The following is a 22,656-nucleotide window of genomic DNA, read 5'->3' on the forward strand; positions in this document are numbered from 1 at the left end:
CGTACGCCGTGTGGTTGCGGGGTCTCGGCGACGCTCGAGCCTTCGGCCCTCGCTGCTCGACCGACGACGAAGACTGCGTTGGTCGAGCAGTGAGGAGCGCCAGCGAGGAGCGTCGCCGAGACCCGGTGAGTGGCGCGCCCGCCGTACGCCGTGTGGTGGCGGGGGTCTCGGCGACGCTCGAGCCTTCGGCCCTCGCTGCTCGACCTACGGGGGGAGCGCGAGCGACGCGTGCCCGTCGAGGCCCGGTGACGTGCCCGCTCGTCGTACGACGAGGACTCCCGCCGTTGGTCGAGCAGTGAGGAGCGCCAGCGACGAACGTCGCCGAGACCCGGTGACGTGCCCACTCGTCGTACGCCATGGGGCTGAGGGGGTCTCGGCGACGCTCGAGCCTTCGGCCCTCGCTGCTCGACCGACGGACAGGAGCGTCAGCGAGGAGCGTCGCCGAGACCCGGTGACCGGCCCACCTGTCCTGCACAGCCCCGCTGAGCCGCAGCGCTGTCCTGAGCCTCGCCGCCACCTGGAGCGCCCAGCCGTGGATCAGGACAGCGTCCATGCCATGGCCTGGACCTACATCCTCGAGTGCGCCGACGGCTCGTTCTACGTCGGCAGCACCACCGACCTCGAGCGCCGCATCAGCCAGCACGACCGCGGAGAGGGAGCTGAGTACACCACACCCAGTCGACGTCGTCCGGTGCGGCTGGTCTGGGCGGTTCAGTTCCAGCGGAGGGACGAGGCCTACGCCTATGAGAAGCGGATCCAGGGATGGAGCCGGGCGAAGCGGATCGCCCTGATCGACGGACGGTACGACGACCTGCCCGCGCTCGCGCGGGGCCGGTGTCGGCGTCCCCTGGCTGAGGACGTGCCGTGACTCAAGGGGTCTCGGCGACGCTCGAGCCTCCGGCCCTCGCTGCTCGACCAACGGCGGTGCCCTCGCTGCTCGACCGACGGTGGGGTCCTTGCTGCTCGACGTACGAAATGCGCCGAGCCGGCTCGTTCGAACGAGCCGGCTCGGCGGTGGTGCGGTGGAGCGTCGGGTCAGCGGGAGAAGACCTGCAGCTCCGAGGCGTGCACGATCGTGCCGCGGTCGGAGGCCGTGGCGCAGTCGGTGTCGTTGAGCGGGTCGTTGTCCTGCTCACCGGAGTAGCCCGGGGTGCCGGTGCACTGGTTCTCCAGGGTCACCAGGCGCACCGCGGCGGCCCGGGTCTTCCCGATCTTGAACGAGCGCATCGTCTGGTCGGGCGCGACCGGGCGGGGGCGCCCGGCCGGGAAGGCGTCGGCCTTCGAGGTGAAGACGCGCTTCCAGGTGGCCTTGTCCGAGTCGCAACCGCTGGTGCAGACCTCGATGGCGAAGCGGCGCAGCGCGGTGAAGCGCGAGCCGGAGGCCGGGTCCTCGTCGGTGGCCAGCGGGATCGTGTCGCCCGAGGCCGGCGCGGGGGTCAGCAGGGCGCTGACCTGCACGCGACGGATCGTGTGCGTGCCCTTGGCCAGGTCGACGGAGACGAAGGGCTTCGACTCGTCGACGTTGGTCTCGGTGACCGCACCCCAGTTGGTCGACTCCTTGCCGTCGATCAGGTGGGCGGTGTTGAGCGAGCCGGGGGTCGCGTCGATGACCTTCGCGCCGTTCGCGGCCGCGGCCAGGTTCTTCTGCTTGGTCAGCCGCACGGTCTTGCGCTCGCCGGCCTTGACCCGCAGCGTGAACCGCTTGAAGCCGCCCTTGCCGGAGGTGTAGAGCATCCGGTAGGTGCCGGGCACCATCGAGACGGTGGCGTCGAGCTTCGACTTCGGCGAGGTGTCGGCGACGGGGGTGACCCGGGCCTGGTAGTCGCCCACGTAGATCTTGCCGGCGCCGCGCGAGGCCTTGAAGGTGACCGTGCCGTTGCGCTGCTTCGGGGAGGCGAAGCCGCCCTTGACGTGCTCGGAGTCGGCGTCGGGCGTCGAGGCGTCCTTGCCCATGCCGCGCTGCGCGAAGGCCTTCCACATCACCTTGGTGTCCTCGCCGCCGAAGCGCATCCGGTCGGCGGCCAGCATCGCGTCACGTGCGTCGAGCATCGAGGTGGCGCCCTGCTGGAGCAGGAAGGCGTCGAACATCAGCTGCACCCAGCGGCGGTTGCCGGGGCAGAACTGGGGCGCCAGCGGGCTGGCGTCCTCGGTGGCCTGGGCGCACCGCAGCTGCAGCGCCTTGTCCTTGTAGGGGAACTGCCGGTTGTGCTTCTTCACCAGGGCCTGGCGCACCGACCACTGGGTGCCGCTCCAGATCTCGCCGTCGGCGTGGACCTGCTGGCCGGTGGTGTCGAAGCCGACGTTGCTGTAGTTCAGCGGGTTCTTGTTGATGGCGTAGTCGCGGATCGCGGTGCGCTTGTTGCCGGTGGCGTAGACGCCGACGGCCCAGACGTTGCCGCCGTTCTTGTAGCCGTGGCTGAAGTGGTACTCCGCGGCGACCAGGTCGCCCCACGACTCGCCCATCGCGCCACCCTGCGCGGAGGTCAGGCCCTCGTCGGGCCCGGCGACCATGCGGTTGGAGATGGCGTGGGTGTACTCGTGGCCCACGATGCCCATGTCGAGCCCGCCGTCGGTGCAGGGGGCGTAGAACGCACCCGCGATCGGCTGGAAGAGGTACTGGTTGGTGATGCCGGGCACGCCGTCCTGCAGGGTGATCTGGTTGGCGTTGTCACGGCCCAGGTACGTCGGCTGGCCGCCGCTGAGGGCGCCGGCCTGCACGTTGCCGATCTCCTGGTCGCCCTCGACACCGCCGCGCCCGAAGTTCTCGAGCTGCAGGTTGTAGTTGGCCTCGGTGAAGCCCAGGTAGTAGCTGTAGTCGTGCATCCGGTTGTGGGAGACGAAGAGGTTCTGCGTCGAGAACTCGATGTCGTTGCCGCCGGGCACCAGCTCGCTGGGGCTGCACCCGGAGTTGTTCCAGGCGTCGGTGAACTCGCCGGTGTACTGGCGCGTGGGGGAGACCGGGGCCTGCAGCAGGCCGCCGGGGGTCAGCGGGCTGGCCCACGCCTCGTGGGTGTTGGCGTTGTTGCCGACGGTGGTCGCGGTCGTCGTGCCGGTGGCGTCCAGCGCGTCCCACGGGTAGGTGGCGGCCACGTTCTTGAAGGGGCCGCTGGGCAGCGTGCACTCGGGACCGGCGATCCAGCAGCCGATGACCGAGTTCGTGGGCGTCGAGTCGTTGTTGACCGAGCTCATCGCCGGGTTGGCGGCGAAGTAGCGCCACGCCGGCGAGAAGAGCTGACCGCCGGTCGACGGGGCGCTCTGGTCGCTGGTGGAGAGCAGCAGCGAGTAGGTGCCGCTCACCGCGGAGGCGGAGTCGAAGGGGCAGACCTGCACGCCGTAGATGCCGGCCTTCAGCTTGTCCGAGGAGTACGTCGCCAGCTCGGGGCTGGTGAGCAGGTCCTGGGTGAAGAGCAGCTCCTTGCCGGGGCCGAAGATCTTGACGGTGATGTCGTCGGCGGGGGTGCTCAGGCCGAGCGCGTTGATGGTGCGGGTCTTGTCGTCGGCCAGCTCGAAGTCGTGCACGGGGCCGCACTGGTCGCCGGTGAAGGCGCCGGTGAAGACGTCGTTGACCTGGTCGTGCTCGACCTTGTTCTCGCGGTGCAGCACCTCGCCGGTCACGGCGTCGACCATCAGCGTGTAGGCGAACGCGTCGCCCGCGTCGCTGTCGACGACGTTGGCCTCCAGCACCGGGCGCACGGTGCCGTCGGCCTTGGCCAGGGCGCGCAGGCGGACCTGCTGCGGCTGGGCGAAGCCGGGCACCGTCAGCACGGTCCAGTCCTCGGTGACGTCGCGGACGATGTCGGCCACGGCCGAGGCGGTCAGGTCGCGGCCCACGTTGCGGGCGGCGGCCAGCCAGCCCTGCTGGGGGCTGAGCTTCGTCGCGGAGGCGTCGAGCTCGGTGCCGGAGCGCACCAGCGAGGAGGAGACGTAGGCGATCTCGCCGCGCGCGACCCCGACGGTCACCATCGAGCCGAGGGCGGGGGTGAGGTCCCCGAAGCGCTGGCGCAGCAGCACGGCGTACCCGGGGTGCGGGGCGTCGTCGTAGACGGCGAGCTCCTGGGCGTTGACCAGCTCGAGGCCGCGCATCTGGGTGGCGTCCATCCCGAAGACGGCGGCGTTGGCCTCGAGCCAGGCGCGCGCCGACTTCTCGGCGTTCGCAGCGCCGGCGCCCGGGAAGGCAGCGCGGGCCAGCACACCGTCGGCGGGCAGGATCGAGGCGGGCGTCCCGAAGTCGTTCCACCGCACGCTGACGGCGCCCAGGGCGTCGGCGACCCGGCGCTGGGCCAGGGTGGGCAGGGCGGTGCCGCGCGCGTCGAGGTCGGAGAGACCGGGCACGGAGTCGCCGATGGTCACGACGTCGTCGAGGGAGAAGGTGCTCGGGGCGGCAGGGCCGCTGGTGGCGAGGGCGGGGAGCTGCGCGAGGCCGGGCACCAAGGTGGCGGTCGCCAGGGCCAACGCCGCCGTCCTGCGGCGGCGTCTGCGCACGGGGTTCGTGGTCATGGCCCTCTCAACGCCACCGCGTGCCGGCGGTTATGCGTGGTGGCCCACGAACCTGACGCCGTGACAGGTTCGTGACCGGGAAGAAATACGGCGCAGAGACTTTTTGGATCGTTCCACGAGGCGCTAGCGTCAGCGGGTGCGCGCGATCCGACGATTCACCGTCCACCCCGTCCTCCCCGCCCGCCTGGGCGCCCTCAGCGAGCTGGCCGGCAACCTGCGCTGGTCCTGGCACCCGCCGACCCAGGACGTCTTCGCCGCCGTCGACGCCGAGCTGTGGGAGTCGACCGGGCACGACCCGGTGCGCCTGCTGGCCTCGGTCGGCGCCGAGCGGCTCGACGAGCTGGCCGCCGACGCGTCGTTCGTGGCGCGGCTCGAGGCGGCGCGTGCCGACCTGGCGGCGTACGTCGAGGGGGAGCGGTGGTACCAGAAGCGCGTCGCCGCCGGCACCCTGACCGGGCCCACCGGCGGGGCCGCGCCCCGCGCGATCGGCTACTTCTCCCCGGAGTTCGGCATCACCGCGGTGCTGCCGCAGTACTCCGGCGGCCTCGGCATCCTGGCCGGCGACCACCTCAAGGCCGCCAGCGACCTGGGCGTGCCGATCATCGGTGTCGGGCTGCTCTACCGCCACGGCTACTTCCGCCAGTCGCTCTCGCGCGAGGGCTGGCAGCAGGAGACCTACCCCGTCCTGGACCCCGACGAGCTGCCGATCTCGCTGCTGCGCGAGGAGAACGGCGCCGCGGCCACCATCTCGATCGCGATGCCCGGCGGGCCCGACCTCGTCGCGCGCATCTGGGTCGCCTCGGTGGGCCGGGTGCCGCTGCTGATGCTCGACACCGACGTCGAGGGCAACCCCGAGCACTACGTCGACGTCACCGACCGCCTGTACGGCGGCACCTCCGAGCACCGCCTGCGCCAGGAGCTGCTGCTCGGCGTCGGCGGCGTGCGTGCGCTGCGGGTCTTCTCGCGGCTGACCGGGCACCCCGAGCCGGAGGTCTTCCACACCAACGAGGGCCACGCGGGCTTCCTGGGCCTGGAGCGGATCCGCGAGCTGACCGCTGCGGCCGACGGGCCCGGGCTCGACTTCGACACCGCCCTCGAGGTCGGCCGGGCCTCCACCGTCTTCACCACCCACACCCCGGTGCCCGCCGGCATCGACCGCTTCGACCGCACCCTGGTCGAGCAGTACTTCAGCGAGGCCGGCGCCACCCCGGGCGTCCCGCTCGAGCGGATCCTGGCGCTGGGCGCCGAGGACTACGCCGGCGGCGACAGCGGCGTCTTCAACATGGCCGTGATGGGCTTCCGGCTGGCCCAGCGGGCCAACGGCGTCTCGCTGCTGCACGGGCAGGTCTCGCGCGGCATGTTCCAGGGCCTGTGGCCGGCCTTCGACGAGGCCGAGGTGCCGATCACCTCGATCACCAACGGGGTGCACGCCCCGACCTGGGTGGCGCGCGAGGTCTTCGGGCTGGCCGACGGGGCCGACCCCGACTCCGACGACACCGGTGCGTTCTTCGCCGCCGCCGACACCGTCGACGCCGGGCGCATGTGGGCGGTCAAGCGCGAGCTGCGCCTGCGCCTGGTGCAGGACGCCCGGGCCCGCCTGGCCCGCTCGTGGGTCGAGCGGGGCGCGGCCCCGGCCGAGCTCGGCTGGATCGACTCCGCGCTCGACCCCGACGTGCTGACCATCGGCTTCGCGCGCCGGGTGCCGTCGTACAAGCGCCTCACGCTGATGCTGCGCGACCCCGCGCGCCTCAAGCGGCTGCTGCTCGACCCCGAGCGGCCGGTGCAGCTGGTCATCGCCGGCAAGTCGCACCCCGCCGACGACGGCGGCAAGCGGCTGATCCAGGAGATGGTGCGCTTCGCAGACGACCCCGAGGTGCGTCACCGCATCGTCTTCCTGCCCAACTACGACATCGCGATGGCCCAGCCGCTCTACCCCGGCTGCGACGTGTGGCTCAACAACCCGCTGCGGCCCTACGAGGCCTGCGGCACCTCGGGAATGAAGGCCGCGCTCAACGGCGGCCTCAACCTCTCCATCCTCGACGGCTGGTGGGACGAGTGGTACGACGGCGGCAACGGCTGGGCGATCCCGTCGGCCGACGGGCTCGACGACGCCGACCGCCGCGACGACCTCGAGGCCTCGGCGCTCTACGACCTGCTGGAGAACCAGGTCGCACCGCGCTTCTACGACGTCGACGAGGCGGGCGTGCCGACCGGCTGGGTCGAGATGCTGCGCCACACGCTGAGGTCGCTGGGCCCCAAGGTGCTCGCGACCCGGATGGTGCGCGACTACGTGCGCGAGCTCTACGCGCCCGCGACCGGTCACGCCCGCGCGCTCAACAGCGACTACGCGGGTGCCGTCGAGCTGGCGGCCTGGAAGCGCCGGGTGCTGGCCGCCTGGCCCTCGGTGCGCGTCGAGCACGTCGAGAGCAGCGGGGTGGGCGACTCGCCCGAGGTCGGCTCGGTGCTCTCGGCGCGGGCCTTCGTCTCGCTGGGCGAGCTGGACCCGGACGACGTCACCGTGCAGCTGGTGCACGGCCGCGCCGACGCCGAGGACGCGATCCTCGACGCCGAGCGCGAGGAGCTCGCGCTCGCCGAGACCTACGGCGGCGGGCGCTTCCGCTTCGACGGCGACGTGTCGCTGGCCCACGCCGGGGCGTTCGGCTACACCGTGCGGGTGCTGCCGCAGCACCCGCTGCTGGCCTCCGACGCCGAGCTCGGCGTCGTCGCGCTGCCGCTCTGACGAGTCGTGCCCCCGGGCGTGGTCGCCGGACCACGCCCGGGGGCACGACCCGCCGTCAGGGGGCGGTGCTGCGCAGCACCACGACGCTGCGCCGCCCGACGGTCAGCTCGCCGCCGGCCTCGACCACGGTGCCCACGGCCAGCCGCGCGTCGGTGGAGAGCACCACCTCGCCGCGCTGCACCCAGTCGTTCTCGGGCAGCGAGACCCGCTGGGGCAGCCAGCCGGAGCCGAACCACACCATGAACGAGGCGTCGACCTGCTGCTCGCCGCGCGGGCCGGGCGCGCGCAGCGGCGAGCCCGAGACGAACATCCCCACGGTGCGCAGCTCGGGGTCGTGCCAGTCGTCGGGGGTCATCTCGCGCCCGCTCGGGTGCAGCCAGGCCAGGTCCTTCGGGCCGCCGCGGATCGTGGGCCGGCCCTCGAACCAGTGCCGCTGGCGCAGCGCCGGGTGCTCGCGGCGCAGCCGGAGCGCGGCCCGGGTCACCTCGTAGACGTCGAGCCAGGCGTCGTCGGGGCGCCAGTCGACGTACGACAGCTCGTTGTCCTGGCAGTAGGCGTTGTTGTTGCCGCGCTGGGTGCGCCCGCGCTCGTCGCCGGCGGTGATCATCGGGACGCCGTTCGACAGGCACAGCGTGGCCATGATGTTGGCGGCCTGGCGTCGGCGCACCGCGAGCAGCGCCGGGTCGTCGGTCTCGCCCTCGACGCCGTGGTTCCACGAGCGGTTGTTGTCGGTGCCGTCGCGGTTGTCCTCGCCGTTGGCCTCGTTGTGCTTGTGCTCGTAGCTGACCAGGTCGCGCACCGTGAACCCGTCGTGGGCGGTGACGAAGTTGATCGAGGCGTACGCCGAGCGCCCGTCGTCGGCGTAGAGGTCGGAGGAGCCGGCCAGCCGGGTCGCGACCGCGTGGGTGCCGTGGTTGTGGTTGCGCCAGAAGTCCCGGATCGCGTCGCGGTACTGGTCGTTCCACTCCACCCACGGCGGCGGCATGCCGCCGACCAGGTAGCCGTCCATGGAGGCGTCCCACGGCTCGGCGATGAGCTTGACGTGGCGCAGCACCGGGTCCTGGCCGATCGCGACGAGCAGGTCGGAGTTCATGTCGATGTCGTAGCCGGTGCGCGTCAGCGCCGACATCAGGTCGAAGCGGAAGCCGTCGACGTGCATCTCGGTGACCCAGTAGCGCAGCGAGTCGAGGATCATCCGCAGCGCCAGCGGGTTGTTGGAGTCGACGGTGTTGCCGCAGCCGGTGACGTCCCAGTAGGTGTCGTCGAAGGTCACCGCGCCGGTCTTGGGGTCGGGCACCGGGGCCACCCGCTTGTAGAAGCCGCGGTCGTCGAGGCCGCGGAAGCTCAGCGTCGGGCCCAGCGGGCCGGCCTCGGCGGTGTGGTTGTAGACCACGTCGAGGATCACCTCGATGCCGGCGCGGTGCAGCGCGCGCACCATCTCCTTGAACTCGGTGACCTGCTCACCGCGCTCGCCGGAGGAGGAGTACGCCGCGTGCGGGGCGAAGTAGCCGATGGAGTTGTAGCCCCAGTAGTTGGTGGCGCCGCGCTCGGTCAGCGACGGCTCCGAGACGAACTGGTGGACCGGCAGCAGCTCGACGGCCGTCACCCCGAGGTCGCGCAGGTAGTCGGTCACGGCCGGCTGCGCCAGCCCGGCGTACGTGCCGCGCAGGTGCTCGGGCACCCGGTCGTGCAGGGCGGTGAGCCCCTTGACGTGCGCCTCGTAGATCACGGTGTCGCGCCAGCGGCGACGCATCGGGACGTCGCCCTGCCAGTCGAAGGACGGGTCGACGACCACGCCGCGCGGCACGTGGCCGGCCGAGTCGTGGTCGTCGCGCACCTCGGGGCTGCCCAGCACGTAGGCGAAGGCGGGCTGCTCGGGCACCAGGTCACCGGTCGTGGCCTGCGCGTAGGGGTCGAGCAGCAGCTTGGCGGGGTTGAAGCGCAGGCCCTCGGCCGGCTTCCACGGCCCGTCGACGCGGTAGCCGTACGCCGTGCCGGGGCGGACCCCGGGCAGCGCGCCGTGCCAGATGCCCAGGGACTGCTCGGTCAGCTGGTGGCGGACCTCGACCTCGCCGCCGTCGGGCGCCTCCTCGAAGACGCACAGCCACACCTCGGTGGCCGCCGGTGCGTAGACCGCGAAGTTGGTCGACTCCGCCGACCAGGTCGCCCCCAGGGGCCAGTTGCGCCCGGGCCAGACCTGGGATGTCTGGCCGAGGTGGGTCCACGTCGAAGGAGTCACACGCACCAGTCTCCCAGCACCGGTCGCGCCAGTGGCACGATGCCCGGGTGCGCACCGCGCACAGCATCGATCCTCACCGACCAGAGAGGTTGTGCCCGTGGCCGATCAAGCCGAGTTCGTGCGTCTCGAGGTGGCCGACGGTGTCGCCACCATCCGCCTGGACCGCCCGAAGATGAACGCCATCTCCATCCAGGTGCAGCAGGAGCTCACCGCGGTGGTGGCCGAGGTCGTCGAGCGCGACGACGTCAAGGCCGTCGTGCTGACCGGCGGCGAGCGGGTCTTCGCGGCCGGCAACGACGTCAAGGAGATGGCCGGCATGTCGCACACCGACATGGTCAAGCGCTCCGGGCCGCTGCAGGCCGCGGTCACCGCGGTGGCGCGCATCCCCAAGCCGGTCGTCGCGGCCGTCAACGGCTACGCCCTCGGCGGCGGCTGCGAGCTCGCGCTGGCCGCCGACGTCCGGGTCGCGGGGGAGCGCACCGTGATGGGCCAGCCCGAGGTGCTGCTCGGCATCATCCCCGGCGCCGGCGGCACCCAGCGGCTCTCGCGCCTGGTCGGGCCCAGCAAGGCCAAGGACATCATCTTCACCGGCCGCTTCGTGAAGGCCGACGAGGCGCTGGCCATCGGCCTGGTCGACAAGGTGGTGCCCGACGAGAGCGTCCTGGAGGAGGCGACCGCCTGGGCGCGCCAGTTCGCCGGCGCGGCGTCGTACGCCGTGCGCGCGGCCAAGGAGTGCATCGACCGCGGCCTCGAGGTCGACCTCGAGACGGGCCTCGAGATCGAGCGGATGCAGTTCGCGTCGCTGTTCGCCACCCGGGACCGGACCGTCGGTATGTCATCCTTCGTCGAGAACGGACCGGGCAAGGCTCAGTTCACCGGGAGCTGAGCGTCAGGGTCGGACCTCCAAGGAGCGCCGCGTGGCACTGAAGAGATCGAAGAAGAGCGTCGAGGTGGCCGAGCAGGACACCACGACCGCGGCGGCCGCGCCCGCCAAGCGCGGACGCGGGGGCACGAGCACCGCGGTGGTGCGCGCCAAGGTGGCCACCGCCCTGTGGGCGGTCTTCGTGCTGCTCGCGATGGTGCTGGCCGTGGGGGCACTGCTGATCGCGATCGACGCCAACCGCGACAACGGCCTGGTCTCCTTCGTGCTCGACCTCGCCGACGGCGTCGACCTGGGCGTCTTCTCCCGCGAGAACGGCATCCGCGAGTTCGACGGCTCCAACGCCGAGACCAAGAACGCGCTGTTCAACTGGGGCCTCGGGGCGGTGGCCTACCTGGTCGTCGGCCGCCTCGTGGAGCGCGTCGTCAAGCCCTGACCCACCGGCCCAGCAGCCGGCCCGACCGTGACAGCGCCGCTGTCACACATGTGAGATACCCAACCGCGGACGCTGTACCGCGGACCCCGACTCGCGGGTAACCTCGCCGAGACCACCGAGTGCACAGGAGGGGCCCTGACCGGGCCAGATCCCATGAACATTGTTGTCTGTGTGAAGTACGTGCCCGATGCCACCGCCGACCGCCAGTTCGAGTCGGACAACACCGTCGACCGCGTGGGCGTCGACGGCCTGCTGTCCGAGCTCGACGAGTACGCCGTCGAGCAGGCGCTGCAGCTCAAGGAGAAGGCCGGCGACGACACCGAGGTGACCGCGCTGTGCGTGGGCCCCGAGAAGGCCGTCGACGCCGTGCGCAAGGCACTGCAGATGGGTGCCGACAAGGGCATCCACGTCTCCGACGAGGCCATCGCCGGCTCCGACTACATCGCCACGTCGCTGGTGCTGGCCAAGGCCGTCGAGAAGGCCGGCGCCGAGAAGCCCGTCGACCTCGTCTTGTGCGGCATGGCCTCGACCGACGCCTCCGGCTCGGTCGTCCCGGCCATGCTGGCCGAGCGTCTCGACCTGCCCCAGGTCACCTTCGCCTCGGTCATCGAGGCCCAGGGCGACCAGGTGCGGATCAAGCGCGACGGCGACACCGCCACCGAGGTCATCGGCGCGACGATGCCGCTGGTGCTCTCGGTCACCGACCAGACCGGCGAGGCCCGCTACCCCTCCTTCAAGGGGATCATGGCGGCCAAGAAGAAGCCGATGGAGACCTGGTCGCTGGCCGACATCGGCGTCGAGGCCGACCAGGTCGGTCTGTCCGTGGCGTGGTCGCAGGTCGAGGAGACCGCCGCCCGCCCGCCGCGCACCGCCGGCGAGATCGTCACCGACGAGGACGGGTCGGGCGCCGAGGCGCTCACCGGCTTCCTCGCCTCCAAGAAGTTCATCTGAGGAGCGTCCGAGATGTCTGAAGTCCTGGTTGTCGTCGACCACGTCGACGGCGCAGTCAAGAAGCCCACGTTCGAGCTCCTCGCCCTGGCCAAGCGCCTCGGCGAGCCCAGCGCCGTCGTCTTCGGCGGCTCGGAGGCGGCCTCGGCCGCGGCCGAGAAGCTCACGGCCTTCGGGGCCGAGAAGATCTACGTCGTCGACGACGCGGAGATCAAGGGCTACCTGGTGGCCCCCAAGGCCGAGGCCCTGCAGCAGCTGGTCGAGAAGACCAGCCCCGCCGCGGTGCTCCTGGTCTCCGGCTACGAGGGCAAGGAGGTGGCGGCCCGCCTGGCGATCAAGACCGGCTCGGGCCTGATCACCGACGCCGTCGACGTCGAGGAGGGCGGCGTGACCACCCAGTCGGTCTTCGCCGGCAGCTACACCGTCAAGGCGAAGGTCACCCACGGCACCCCGATCATCACGGTCAAGCCCAACTCGGCCGCGCCCGAGGAGACCGCCGGTGCCGGCACCGTCGAGCAGTTCGCCGCGACGATCTCCGACTCGGCCAAGAAGGCCCAGATCGTGGCCGCCCAGCCGCGCAAGGCCTCGGGCCGCCCCGAGCTGACCGAGGCCGCGATCGTGGTCTCGGGCGGTCGTGGCACCGGTGGCGACTTCGCCCCGATCGAGGGCCTGGCCGACGCGCTCGGCGCCGCGGTCGGTGCCTCGCGTGCCGCCGTCGACTCCGGCTGGATGCCGCACAGCTTCCAGGTCGGCCAGACCGGCAAGGTCGTCTCGCCGCAGCTCTACGTGGCCAACGGCATCTCCGGTGCGATCCAGCACCGCGCCGGCATGCAGACCTCGAAGACGATCGTCGCGGTCAACAAGGACGAGGAGGCCCCGATCTTCGAGCTCGTGGACTTCGGCGTCGTCGGCGACCTGCACAACGTGCTCCCGGCCGCCACCGAGAAGATCAACCAGCGCAAGGGCTGAGCCCCCGGCTCACCTCACCGAGGGCCCCGACCACGACGTGGTCGGGGCCCTTCGGCGTCCGCGTCCGGGTCGTGGTCCGGGTCGTGGTCCCGGTCGTGTGGTCGAGGACGCGCCATGGCGCGGCCACAGGCCACGACCCGAGCCACGACCCAGGCCACGACCCAGGCCACGACCCGGCCCACGACCCAGGCCACGACCCGGTCTCAGCGCAGGGCGTCGGCGACGGCGGGCAGCAGGAGGTCGTAGGCGGCACCGGTGAGGTGCACGCCGTCGTCGAGGTACGCCGCCGCGCCGAGCGGGGCGAGCAGGGCCAGGGCGTCGACGACGCGGCCGCCGGCCTCGGTGGTGAGCCGGGCGCCGATGGCGGCGTACGACGCCACGACGGCGCTGGTGCGGTCGCCGGGGCCGCCGAGCCGGGCCTCGTCGACCCCGGGCGGGGTGACGTAGACCAGGCGGCCCAGGCGGGTGGTGCCGAGGTCGGCCAGGTGGTCGAGCAGCTCGCGCAGGTTGGTCTCGAAGTCGTAGGGCGGCACCGCCTTCCAGGGGGCGGCGTCGTTGGTGCCGACCGAGACGACCACGGCGTCCTCGGGGCGCAGGTGCACCCCGTCGGCCTGCCCGCGCAGCTCGAAGGCGAACGAGCCGCCCACGGCGGCGTTGACGACCTCGACCCCGGGCTCGGGGGCCAGCCGGTGCAGGTCGCGGCGGACCCGGTCGAGGTGGCTGTCGCCGAGCAGCACGATGCGCATGTCCGCAGCCTAGGAGGCCTCGGGGCCGGACCCGGCGCGGCCTCTACGATCGCGTCATGAGCGACGCCCCCACCGACCCCGTGCTCGTCCTGGCCGACCGTGCCCGCGAGGCCAGCCACGGCCTCGCCCAGGCCACGCGCGCCACCAAGGACGCGGCGCTGCACGCGATGGCCGACGCGCTCGTCGCGGCCGCCGGCACGGTGCTGGGCGCCAACGCCGACGACGTGCGCCGGGCGGAGGAGGCGGGCACGCCCGCGGGCATCGTCGACCGGCTGCGCCTGACCCACGAGCGGGTCGAGGCGATGGCCCAGGGGCTGCGCGACGTCGCGGGCCTGCCCGACCCGGTGGGGGAGGTGGTGCGCGGCAGCACCCTGGCCAACGGCCTCGAGATGCGCCAGGTGCGGGTGCCCTTCGGCGTGGTCGCGATGATCTACGAGGCCCGGCCCAACGTGACGGCCGACGCCGCCGGGATCTGCGTGAAGTCGGGCAACGCGGTCCTGCTGCGCGGCTCCTCGAGCGCCGCGGCCAGCAACGCCGCGATCGTCGAGGTGCTGCGCGGAGCGGCGGCCGGGGCCGGCCTCGAGCCCGATGTCGTGCAGCTGGTGCCCGCCGACTCCCGCGAGAGCGTCACCACCCTGATGCGCGCCCGCGGGCGCGTCGACGTGCTGATCCCGCGCGGGGGAGCGGGGCTGATCCGCAGCGTGGTGGAGGGCTCGACGGTGCCGGTCATCGAGACCGGGGTCGGCAACTGCCACGTGTACGTCGACCGCGCCGCCGATCTCGACAAGGCGCTGGCGGTGGTGCTCAACGCCAAGACCCACCGCCCCAGCGTCTGCAACGCCGCCGAGACGCTGCTCGTGCACGCCGACCTCGCCGAGACCTTCCTGCCCCGCGTCGTCTCCGCGCTGCAGGAGGCCGGGGTGACCGTGCACGGCGACGCCGCGACCGCGGCGCTGCCCGGCGTCGTCCCGGCCACCGACGACGACTGGGACACCGAGTACCTCTCCCTGGACCTGGCCGTGGCCGTCGTCGACTCGATCGACGCCGCGATCGCCCACGTGCGCCGCCACTCGAGCGCCCACAGCGAGGCCATCCTCACCGAGGACCAGTCGGCCGCGCGCCGCTTCGTGGCCTCGGTCGACTCGGCGGCGGTGCTGGTCAACGCCAGCACCCGCTTCACCGACGGGGGAGAGCTGGGCTTCGGTGCCGAGATCGGGATCAGCACCCAGAAGCTGCACGCCCGCGGCCCGATGGGGCTGCCCGAGATGACCTCGACCAAGTACGTCGTCACGGGCGAGGGGCACGTGCGCTGAGGCGGTGCCGGGCGGGGGCGGCCCGGGCGGTAGTCTGTGGCCATGACCGCGGCCCAGATCCTGCAGAGCACCGTCGTCCTCGCCTCCGAGGCCGAGCACGAGGTCGACCACCTGGTGTCCTACGGCGTCGGGCTGCTGGTCCTGGTGATCATGCTGGGCCTGCTCGCCGCGCTGCTCGGGTTCGGCAACGGCCGCGAGCACAGCTGAGCCTCGGCTCGTGACGCGTCGACGCCGGGTCGGCGTCATGGGCGGCACCTTCGACCCCATCCACCACGGGCACCTCGTGGCGGCCTCGGAGGTCCAGGCGTGGTTCGACCTCGACGAGGTCGTCTTCGTCCCCACCGGCGACCCCTGGCAGAAGGCCGACCGGCAGGTCACCGAGGCCGAGCACCGCTACCTGATGACGGTGATCGCGACCGCGGCCAACCCGCGCTTCAACGTCAGCCGCGTCGACATCGACCGCAGCGGGCGGACGTACACCATCGACACCCTGCGCGACCTGCGTGAGCGGCTGCCCGACGCCGACCTCTACTTCATCACCGGCGCCGACGCGCTGGCCGAGATCTTCACCTGGCGCGACGCCGACGAGCTCTTCGAGCTCGCCCAGTTCGTGGGCTGCACCCGGCCCGGCTACGAGATGGACGAGGAGACGTTGCGGTCGATCCCGGCCGACCGTGTCACGATGGTGGAGATCCCCGCACTGGCCATCTCGTCCACGGACTGCCGTGCGCGCACGCAGCGTGGCGAGCCGGTGTGGTACCTCGTGCCCGACGGCGTCGTCCAGTACATCGCCAAGCACGACCTCTACCCAGGCGCCCCCGGCGCCGCCACGACCCACCTCGGAGACTCATGACCGCCACCGACCACGCGATCGAGCTCGTGCACGCCGCGGCGCGCGCCGCCGGCGACAAGCTCGGCCAGGACCTCCTCGCCTACGACGTCAGCGAGCAGCTGGCCATCACCGACGCCTTCCTCCTCGTCTCCGCCTCCAACGACCGCCAGGTCAAGGCGATCGTCGACGAGGTCGAGGACAAGCTGCGCGAGATCGGCGCCAAGCCGATCCGCCGGGAGGGCGAGCGCGACGGGCGCTGGGTCCTCATCGACTACGGCGAGATCGTGGTGCACGTCCAGCACGAGGAGGAGCGCGAGTTCTACGCCCTCGAGCGGCTGTGGCGCGACTGCCCGGTCATCGAGCTGCCGGCCGACGCCACGGGTCCCAGCGCTCCCCGCGACCCGGCGTGAGCCGCACCCTGGTCCTGCTCCGGCACGGCCAGACCGCCTCCAACCGCGAGCGGCGGATCCAGGGCCAGCTCGACGTCGACCTCGACGACACCGGCCGCGAGCAGGCGGCGCGCACCGCGCCCGTCGTGGCCGCGCTGCGCCCGGACGTCGTGTGGTGCTCCGACCTGGCCCGTGCCCGGGCCACCGTCGCGCCGGTGCTGCGCGAGCTGGGCCGCGAGCCGTCGTGGGCGTCGTACGACGCACGGCTGCGCGAGTTCCACCTCGGCGAGCGGCAGGGCCTCACCCACGACGAGTACCGCGCGCTCGACGCGACGGAGTTCTCGGCGTTCCGGGCCGGTGGCTACGACGTGGTGCCGGGGGCCGAGAAGGCCGCCGAGGTGGGCCTGCGGATGGGCGAGGCGCTCGGCGAGCTGCTGCGGGCGACCCCCGCGGGCGGTACCGCGCTGGCGGTCTCGCACGGGGCGGCGATCCGGGTCGCCACGGGGGCGCTCCTGGGCTGGCCCGAGCAGCAGTTCGCGACCCTCCAGGGAGTCGGGAACTGCGGCTGGGTGGTCTTCCGCGAGCACGCCGGCGACGGCGTGCTGCGCCTCGAGGCCTACAACCGCACGGTGTCCTGACCCCCGATTTCACATCGTCGTGGGCGTCGGCTAATGTTCCGCAGGTCGCTCACCGGCAACGGGGAGGCAGACGAGTTGGGGCTGTGGCGCAGCTGGTAGCGCATCTGCATGGCATGCAGAGGGTCAGGGGTTCGAGTCCCCTCAGCTCCACAACGACGCAAGACCCCCGGCACAGCGCGGAAGCGCTGAGCCGGGGGTCTTCGTCGTTGTGCAGAGGAGCCGAGTCGTCGCTCCTTCCCGGGAGGAGCGAAGCGGGGGACGGGAAGAAGCGACGACTCGGCGATCCCGAGGCGAGGCGTGAGCGGCAGGCGGCCGCAGGCCGAGCTCAGCCCAGCACAGCCCCAGGATTCAAGATGCCGAGCGGGTCCAGCGCCCCCTTGACCGCCCGCGACATCGCCATCGCGCCGGGGTCGAGCTCGCGGGCCAGCCAGTCGCGCTTGAGCCTGCCCACGCCGTGCTCGCCGGTGATGGTGCCGCCGAGCTCGAGGGCGGCGGCGGTGATCGCGTCGAAGGCGCGCGTCGCGGCGGCCACGGAGGCCGGGTCGGCGGCGTCGTGGACGATCGTGGGGTGCATGTTGCCGTCGCCGGCGTGCCCGAAGACGCCGATGGTCAGCGCCTCCTGCTCGGCCACCCGCTCGACGGCCTCGAGGAGCTCGACCACCCGTCCGCGCGGCACGCAGACGTCGTCGAGGACCCAGTCGCCGAGCCGCTCCAGCGCCGGCAGCGCCTGGCGCCGCGCCTCGAGCAGCGCCTCGCCCTCGGCGGCGTCGTCGGCCGCCACGACGTCCTCGGCGCCGGCGTCCTCGCACAGCGCCGCCATCCGCTCCAGCACGGCGGGCGCGTCCTCGCCGTCGCACTGGGCCAGCAGCATCGCCGCCGGGGTGCCGTCGGCGCCGAGGCCCATCCCGGTCAGCTCGTCGACGGCGTCGAGCGTGGTGCGGTCCATGATCTCGAGCATCGACAGGTCGAGCCCGGCCCGGGTCACGGCGGCGACCGCCGCGCCGGCGGCGGCCAGGCCGGGGAACGTCGCGACCAGCGTGCGGGCGGGCGCCGGCGCCGGCAGCAGCCGCAGGGTGATCTCGGTGACGACGCCGAGGGTGCCCTCGGAGCCGACCAGCAGCGCGGTGAGGTCGTAGCCGGCCACGCCCTTGGCGGTCCGGCGACCGGTGCGGGTCACCGTGCCGTCGGCCAGCACCACCTCGAGGCCGAGCACGAAGTCGCCGGTGACGCCGTACTTCACGCAGCACATGCCGCCGGCGTTGGTCGCGACGTTGCCGCCGATGGTGGAGAAGGCCACCGACCCGGGGTCGGGCGGGTAGAAGAGGCCGACCTCGGCGACGGCGGCGCGCAGGTCGCCGGTGACGACCCCGGGCTGCACCACGGCCAGCCGCTCGTCGGGGTCGACCTCGAGCACCCGCGTCAGGCGCCGGGTGGAGAGGACCACCGAGCCCTCGGGTGCGCTGGCGGCGCCGGACAGGCCGCTGCCGGCGCCGCGCACCACCACCGGCACCCGGTGCTCGTGGGCGATGGCGAGCACCGCCGCGACGTCGGCGGTGGTGCGGGGGCTCACGACGGCGACCGGCCCGGCCCCGCCGCTCACCCCGAGGGCCGTCTCGTCGCGTGCGTACGACGCGACGAGGTCGGGGTCGGTGGTGACCAGGTCGGGACCGAGCGTGTCGAACGGAGTGCTCATCGGTGCCGCTCGAGCCTCAGCCGACCCGCATCTCGCCGAGCTCGGACCAGCCGGTGCCCTCGACCTCGGTGCTGACGATGCGCGGGGTCTCGACGAGGTAGGCCGGCAGCTCGCGGGTGGCCTTCTGGAAGTGCTCGGACTGCACGTGGGCCGCGCCGGCGTCACCGTCGGCGAAGGCCTCGGTGAGGAAGTACTCGTCGCTGTCGTCGAGCGCACGCGCCCAGTCGAACCACAGGCAGCCCGGCTCGGCGCGGGTCGACTCGGTGAACTCGCGCGAGATCTCGGGCCAGGCCTCGGCGTGCTCGGGCTTGATGCGGAACCGGGCGGTGATGAAGATCAAGAGACTCTCCTCGTGGGGGGACGGACGGTCGAGGTCGACCGCTGCGTGGACCTGCCGCGCCGAGCCTAGGCGCCACGGCGCTACGCTGCCCGCACACGTCTCGTGGTGACCAGGAACCCGGTGCCGGCAGCGATGCCGAAGTCCGGGGCGGTTCCGCCACTGTGAGCCCGCAGCAGCACCGCGGGCGAGCCAGACACTGGCCACGGGACCTCCGTCGAGCAAGGGGCGAGAACCCCGAGGAGAAACCCATGAGGCCCTGCCGGTCCGTGTCCACCCACCCCACGACGAGCCGGCGCCCGCTGGCGGCCACGGCCGCGCTCGCGCTGGCCCTGCTGACCTCCGCGTGCGCCGGGGCCCCGCAGCCGCCGGCGAGCGCCGCGGCCGAGGCCACCGGGTTCCCGGTGGAGGTCACCAGCTGCGGGCACACCAGCACGATCGCGAGCCCCGTGCGCCGGGCGGTCACGATGAACCAGGGTGCCACCGAGGTCGCCCTCGCGCTCGGCGTCGAGGACCGGCTGGCGGGCACCGCCTACCTCGACGACGCCGTGCCGCAGCGCTGGGCGGCGGCGTACGACGCGGTGCCGGTGCTGTCCCCGGAGTACCCCACCCGCGAGGAGCTGCTCGCGGTGGAGCCCGACCTCGTGTACGGCGCCTACGCCAGCGCCTTCGACGCCGGTGCGGCCGGGAGCCGGGCCGAGCTGGAGCGCACCGGCACCGCCGCCTACCTCTCGCCGTTCGGCTGCGAGGAGCAGGACCTGCGTCCCGACGCGTCCTTCGAGGCGGTGTGGGACGAGGTCGACTCCGTGGCGGCCGCGTTCGGGGTGCCCGACCGGGCCGAGGCGCTGCGCGCCGAGCAGCAGCAGCGGCTGGCCGAGCTCGCCGCCGAGGAGGCGGGGGCCGGGCTCGAGGTGCTCTGGTACGACTCCGGGGACCGCGCGCCGTACGTCGGGGCGGGCGCGGGCGGGCCGCAGCTGGTGCTGGACGCCGTGGGTGCGAGCAACGTCTTCGCCGACCAGCCGGGCAGCTGGGTCGAGGCCAGCTGGGAGGAGGTCGTCGCCGCCGACCCCGACGTCGTCGTGCTCGCCGACGCCTCCTGGTCCAGCGCGGAGGAGAAGATCGCTTACCTGGAGGCCGACCCGGTGCTCAGCACCCTGCGGGCGGTGCGTGAGCAGCGCTTCGTCACCGTCGCGTTCTCCGAGTCGACCGCCGGGGTGCGGCTGGTCGACGGTGCCGTCTCGGTGGCCGCCCAGCTGGCGGGCCTGGACGCCTCGTGAGACGGGGCCGACCGGCCCTCTCGACCCTCGCGCTGCTGACCACGGCGGCCCTGCTGCTGCTGAGCATGGCCGCGGCGCTGGGCATCGGGGCGGTCCCGGTCCCGCTGTCGACGGTCGTCGAGGTGGTGGCGCGCCGGCTGGGCGCGGACGGCCTCGACGTGCGGCTGCTCGACGACCAGATCGTCTGGCAGCTGCGGATGCCGCGCGTGCTCGGGGCCGCCGCCATCGGGGCGGCGCTGGCCTGCTGCGGCGCGGTGCTGCAGGCGCTGACCCGCAACGACCTGGCCGACCCCTACCTGCTCGGGATCTCCAGCGGGGCCGCGGTCGGGGCGGTCACCGTGATCGTGCTCGGTGTCCCGGTCGTGGGGCTGGTGGGCTCGGCCGCCGTGGCCGCGGCCGGGTTCGCCGGCGCCCTCGGGGCGCTGGTGCTGGTGCTGGTGCTGGCCGCCGGTCGCGGCGGCAGCCTCTCGCCCGGACGCACCGTCCTGGCCGGCGTGGCCACGGCGCAGGTGTGCGGCGCCTACACCTCGATGGTCGTCATCCTGGCCGGCGACTCCGACGCGGCCCGCCGTGTGCTGACCTGGACCCTGGGGTCGGTGGCCGGCCTGCGCTGGGGCACCGCGGCGACCGTGGGCGCGGTCGCCGTCGTCTCCACGGTGGTCTTCGTGGCGATGGCCGGCCAGCTCGACGCCCTGGCCTTCGGTGAGTCCTCGGCCCGCTCGCTGGGCATCGAGGTGGAGCGCCTGCGCTGGGTGCTGATGGTCGTCACCGCCCTGGTGACGGCCTGCCTGGTCGCCTTCTCGGGCGCGATCGGCTTCGTGGGCCTGGTGGTGCCGCACGTGGTGCGCTTCGTGACCGGGCCGCAGCACCGGCTCCTGCTGCCGCTCGCGGCGCTGCTCGGCGCGGTGCTGCTCGTGTGGGCCGACACGCTGGCCCGCTCGCTGGTGCAGGGTCAGGAGATCCCGATCGGGGTCGTGACGGCGCTGGTCGGCGCCCCCTTCTTCGCCTACCTGCTGCGGCGCACCCGGGTGGCGGCGTGAGCGCGCCGGCGCTCGAGGCGCTCGGCGTGGGCCTGCGCGTGCCGGGGCGCGGGGCGCCGGTGCTCGACGCCGTCGACCTGCGCTGCCGACCGGGCCGGGTGACCGGCCTCCTGGGCCCCAACGGCTCGGGCAAGACGACGCTGCTGCACATGGTCGCGGGGCTGCGCCGTCCCGACGACGGGCTGGTGCGCCTCGACGGCGTCGACGTGCACCGGATGCCCGCGCGGCTCCGGGCCCGCCGGATCGCCCTGGTCGAGCAGCACGCCGAGACCGCCCTGTCGCTGACGGTGCGCCAGGTCGTGGGCCTCGGGCGGACGCCGTACCGCTCCCGGTGGGGCGCGGGGCCGCTGCGCGGCGCCGACGCCGACGCGGTCGAGCGGGCGATGCGGACGGTGCGGGTCGAGCACCTCGCCGAGCGCGGGTGGGACCGGCTCTCCGGCGGTGAGCGGCAGCGCACCCAGCTGGCCCGGGCCCTGGCCCAGGAGCCGTCGCTGCTGCTGCTCGACGAGCCGACCAACCACCTCGACCTGGGCCACCAGCTCGACTTCCTGGAGCGGGTGCGCGCGAGCGGCCTGACCACGGTGGCTGCGCTGCACGACCTCGAGATGGCCGCGGCCTACTGCGACGACGTCGTGGTGCTCGACGACGGGCGGGTGCGGGCCGCCGGGCCGGTCTCCGAGGTGCTCACGCCCGACCTGGTCGCCGACGTCTACGGGGTCGACGTCGACGTCGAGGACCACCCCCGCCGCCCGGCCCCGCACGTGCGGTGGAACGGCGTGCTCGGGGCCGCCCGACCCGTGGAGGAGGCCCGGTGAGCGCGGACGAAGGGGCCGAGCACCTGGTGCTGGTGGGCATGTCGGCCCACGAGGTCGCCCTGGCCGACCGGGTCGCGGCACTGGCCGGTGACCGGCCCGCCACCGTGGCGTTCCTCCAGGTGGGCGATCCGTCGCTCTCGCGCGAGCTGACCCGCCTGGCCGACCTCGGCGCCGAGCGGGTGGTGCTGGTCGGGGTGCGGCTGGGCGCGAGCGGCCCCGGCGCGTCGTGGCTGCGCCGGGTCGCCGGGCACTGGTGGCGCGAGCGGTCGGGGCACCGGCCCGCGATCACCGTGGCCGCCCAGCTGCTGCGTCATGACGGCGAGCTGCCCACGGTGCTGGGGCGAGCGGTCCGCCCGGTCACCGGCCGGGAGGCGGACCTGGCCTCCGCGGCCTGGCAGGACGTGCCCGGCCACCGCCACCAGGTCCTGGTGTGCCGCGGCCCGCGGTGCACCGCGCGCGGCTCCGAGGCCACCGCCGCCGCGCTGTCGCGGGCGCTGGTCGAGCACGGGCAGGGCGACGACGACGTGCTGGTCACCCAGACCGGCTGCCTGTTCCCCTGCAACCACGCCCCGGTGGTCGCGGTGCAGCCCGACGACGTCTGGTACGGCCGCGTGGACGACGCCGCGGCGGCCCTGGTCGTCGCGCACCACCTCGTCGCGGGCGCGCCCGTGACCGAGCAGCGGCTGCCGCGCCGCCGTGGCCCGTCGAGGGGACTAGGGTGGCCGCACACGTCTCGTGGTGACCAGGAACCCGGTGCCGGCAGCGATGCCGAAGTCCGGGGCGGTTCCGCCACTGTGAGCCCGCTGCGGGAGCAGCGGGCGAAGCCAGACACTGGCCACGGGACCTCCGCCGACCAGGGGCGAGAAC

The 22,656-nt window shown here is 73.4% G+C and carries 19 protein-coding genes, 1 tRNA gene, 1 pseudogene and 2 riboswitches; of the genes and pseudogenes, 16 read left to right on the forward strand and 5 right to left on the reverse strand.

Features of this window, described 5'->3' with window-relative positions:
• Positions 1–556: 556 nt before the first annotated feature.
• Positions 557–868: a GIY-YIG nuclease family protein gene (locus OCU29_RS12595; RefSeq protein WP_261820196.1), complete on the forward strand. Its 312-nt coding sequence runs from the start codon at positions 557–559 to the stop codon at positions 866–868.
• A gap of 167 nt (positions 869–1,035) precedes the next feature.
• Here OCU29_RS12595 and OCU29_RS12600 read toward each other — a convergent pair whose 3' ends face one another.
• A complete protein-coding gene (locus OCU29_RS12600) occupies positions 1,036–4,497 on the reverse strand; it encodes a M36 family metallopeptidase (RefSeq protein WP_261820197.1) in 3,462 nt (1,153 codons plus the stop codon).
• A 136-nt stretch (positions 4,498–4,633) separates the two neighbouring features.
• Between OCU29_RS12600 and glgP the strand changes: the two genes are divergently transcribed.
• On the forward strand, positions 4,634–7,237 hold the full coding sequence (gene glgP, locus OCU29_RS12605) for an alpha-glucan family phosphorylase (protein ID WP_261820198.1): 2,604 nt from the start codon (positions 4,634–4,636) through the stop codon (positions 7,235–7,237).
• A gap of 55 nt (positions 7,238–7,292) precedes the next feature.
• Here glgP and glgX read toward each other — a convergent pair whose 3' ends face one another.
• Positions 7,293–9,476, reverse strand: coding sequence for a glycogen debranching protein GlgX (gene glgX, locus OCU29_RS12610; RefSeq protein ID WP_258017039.1), 2,184 nt, complete (start codon positions 9,474–9,476; stop codon positions 7,293–7,295).
• A 97-nt stretch (positions 9,477–9,573) separates the two neighbouring features.
• Between glgX and OCU29_RS12615 the strand changes: the two genes are divergently transcribed.
• From OCU29_RS12615 to OCU29_RS12630, 4 genes are all read left to right on the forward strand, one after another.
• Positions 9,574–10,362, forward strand: a complete 789-nt coding sequence (locus OCU29_RS12615; RefSeq protein WP_261820199.1) for an enoyl-CoA hydratase/isomerase family protein — start codon at positions 9,574–9,576, stop codon at positions 10,360–10,362.
• Between the two features lie 31 nt (positions 10,363–10,393).
• Positions 10,394–10,792 (forward strand): hypothetical protein, encoded by a 399-nt coding sequence (locus OCU29_RS12620; RefSeq protein WP_261820200.1) that lies wholly within the window; start codon positions 10,394–10,396, stop codon positions 10,790–10,792.
• 153 nt (positions 10,793–10,945) lie between these two features.
• The gene (locus tag OCU29_RS12625; protein WP_306799021.1) at positions 10,946–11,743 is read left to right on the forward strand and encodes an electron transfer flavoprotein subunit beta/FixA family protein; all 798 of its coding nucleotides are present in this window, start codon (positions 10,946–10,948) and stop codon (positions 11,741–11,743) included.
• Between the two features lie 12 nt (positions 11,744–11,755).
• Positions 11,756–12,709 carry an electron transfer flavoprotein subunit alpha/FixB family protein gene (locus tag OCU29_RS12630; RefSeq protein WP_179617006.1) on the forward strand — a complete coding sequence of 318 codons (954 nt, stop codon included), beginning with the start codon at positions 11,756–11,758 and terminating at the stop codon, positions 12,707–12,709.
• Positions 12,710–12,912: 203 nt separating this feature from the next.
• Here OCU29_RS12630 and OCU29_RS12635 read toward each other — a convergent pair whose 3' ends face one another.
• The gene (locus tag OCU29_RS12635) at positions 12,913–13,455 is read right to left on the reverse strand and encodes an SGNH/GDSL hydrolase family protein (protein ID WP_179617005.1); all 543 of its coding nucleotides are present in this window, start codon (positions 13,453–13,455) and stop codon (positions 12,913–12,915) included.
• A gap of 56 nt (positions 13,456–13,511) precedes the next feature.
• On the opposite strand from OCU29_RS12635, the gene OCU29_RS12640 reads away from it, so the two are divergent.
• The 6 genes from OCU29_RS12640 (at position 13,512) to OCU29_RS12665 (ending at position 16,777) form a co-directional block, all read left to right on the forward strand.
• Entirely contained in the window at positions 13,512–14,768 is a 1,257-nt protein-coding gene (locus OCU29_RS12640; RefSeq protein ID WP_261820202.1) for a glutamate-5-semialdehyde dehydrogenase, read from the forward strand.
• Between the two features lie 42 nt (positions 14,769–14,810).
• Positions 14,811–14,975, forward strand: a complete 165-nt coding sequence (locus OCU29_RS12645; RefSeq protein ID WP_179617003.1) for a hypothetical protein — start codon at positions 14,811–14,813, stop codon at positions 14,973–14,975.
• A 10-nt stretch (positions 14,976–14,985) separates the two neighbouring features.
• Positions 14,986–15,621: a nicotinate-nucleotide adenylyltransferase gene (gene nadD / locus OCU29_RS12650; RefSeq protein ID WP_261820203.1), complete on the forward strand. Its 636-nt coding sequence runs from the start codon at positions 14,986–14,988 to the stop codon at positions 15,619–15,621.
• Positions 15,618–16,010: a ribosome silencing factor gene (rsfS, locus tag OCU29_RS12655; protein WP_179617002.1), complete on the forward strand. Its 393-nt coding sequence runs from the start codon at positions 15,618–15,620 to the stop codon at positions 16,008–16,010. Before nadD ends, rsfS begins: the two co-directional genes overlap by 4 nt.
• Positions 16,007–16,627, forward strand: coding sequence for a histidine phosphatase family protein (locus OCU29_RS12660; protein ID WP_261820204.1), 621 nt, complete (start codon positions 16,007–16,009; stop codon positions 16,625–16,627). Before rsfS ends, OCU29_RS12660 begins: the two co-directional genes overlap by 4 nt.
• 77 nt (positions 16,628–16,704) lie before the next feature.
• A tRNA-Ala gene (locus tag OCU29_RS12665) sits at positions 16,705–16,777 on the forward strand.
• A gap of 175 nt (positions 16,778–16,952) precedes the next feature.
• Here OCU29_RS12665 and OCU29_RS12670 read toward each other — a convergent pair.
• Together OCU29_RS12670 and OCU29_RS12675 are read right to left on the reverse strand one after the other, a co-directional pair.
• Positions 16,953–18,320 (reverse strand): FAD-binding oxidoreductase, encoded by a 1,368-nt coding sequence (locus OCU29_RS12670; RefSeq protein ID WP_261820205.1) that lies wholly within the window; start codon positions 18,318–18,320, stop codon positions 16,953–16,955.
• Between the two features lie 16 nt (positions 18,321–18,336).
• On the reverse strand, positions 18,337–18,660 hold the full coding sequence (locus OCU29_RS12675) for a putative quinol monooxygenase (protein WP_179616999.1): 324 nt from the start codon (positions 18,658–18,660) through the stop codon (positions 18,337–18,339).
• A gap of 86 nt (positions 18,661–18,746) precedes the next feature.
• A riboswitch (cobalamin riboswitch) is annotated at positions 18,747–18,880 on the forward strand.
• A gap of 28 nt (positions 18,881–18,908) precedes the next feature.
• Here OCU29_RS12675 and OCU29_RS12680 point away from each other — a divergent pair.
• The 4 genes and pseudogenes from OCU29_RS12680 to OCU29_RS19845 form a co-directional block, all read left to right on the forward strand.
• Positions 18,909–19,934, forward strand: a complete 1,026-nt coding sequence (locus tag OCU29_RS12680; RefSeq protein ID WP_261820206.1) for an ABC transporter substrate-binding protein — start codon at positions 18,909–18,911, stop codon at positions 19,932–19,934.
• Entirely contained in the window at positions 19,931–20,974 is a 1,044-nt protein-coding gene (locus OCU29_RS12685; protein WP_261820207.1) for an iron ABC transporter permease, read from the forward strand. The genes OCU29_RS12680 and OCU29_RS12685 overlap by 4 nt, the downstream gene beginning before the upstream one ends.
• Positions 20,971–21,789, forward strand: coding sequence for an ABC transporter ATP-binding protein (locus OCU29_RS12690; protein WP_261820208.1), 819 nt, complete (start codon positions 20,971–20,973; stop codon positions 21,787–21,789). The genes OCU29_RS12685 and OCU29_RS12690 overlap by 4 nt, the downstream gene beginning before the upstream one ends.
• A 38-nt stretch (positions 21,790–21,827) precedes the next feature.
• Positions 21,828–22,409, forward strand: a pseudogene (locus OCU29_RS19845) (NAD(P)H-dependent oxidoreductase subunit E); the annotation flags it as partial.
• Between the two features lie 82 nt (positions 22,410–22,491).
• Positions 22,492–22,644, forward strand: a riboswitch (cobalamin riboswitch).
• The last annotated feature ends 12 nt before the right edge of the window (positions 22,645–22,656 follow it).

The organism is Nocardioides sp. OK12 (assembly GCF_024341885.1).
Lineage (GTDB): Bacteria > Actinomycetota > Actinomycetes > Propionibacteriales > Nocardioidaceae > Nocardioides > Nocardioides marinisabuli.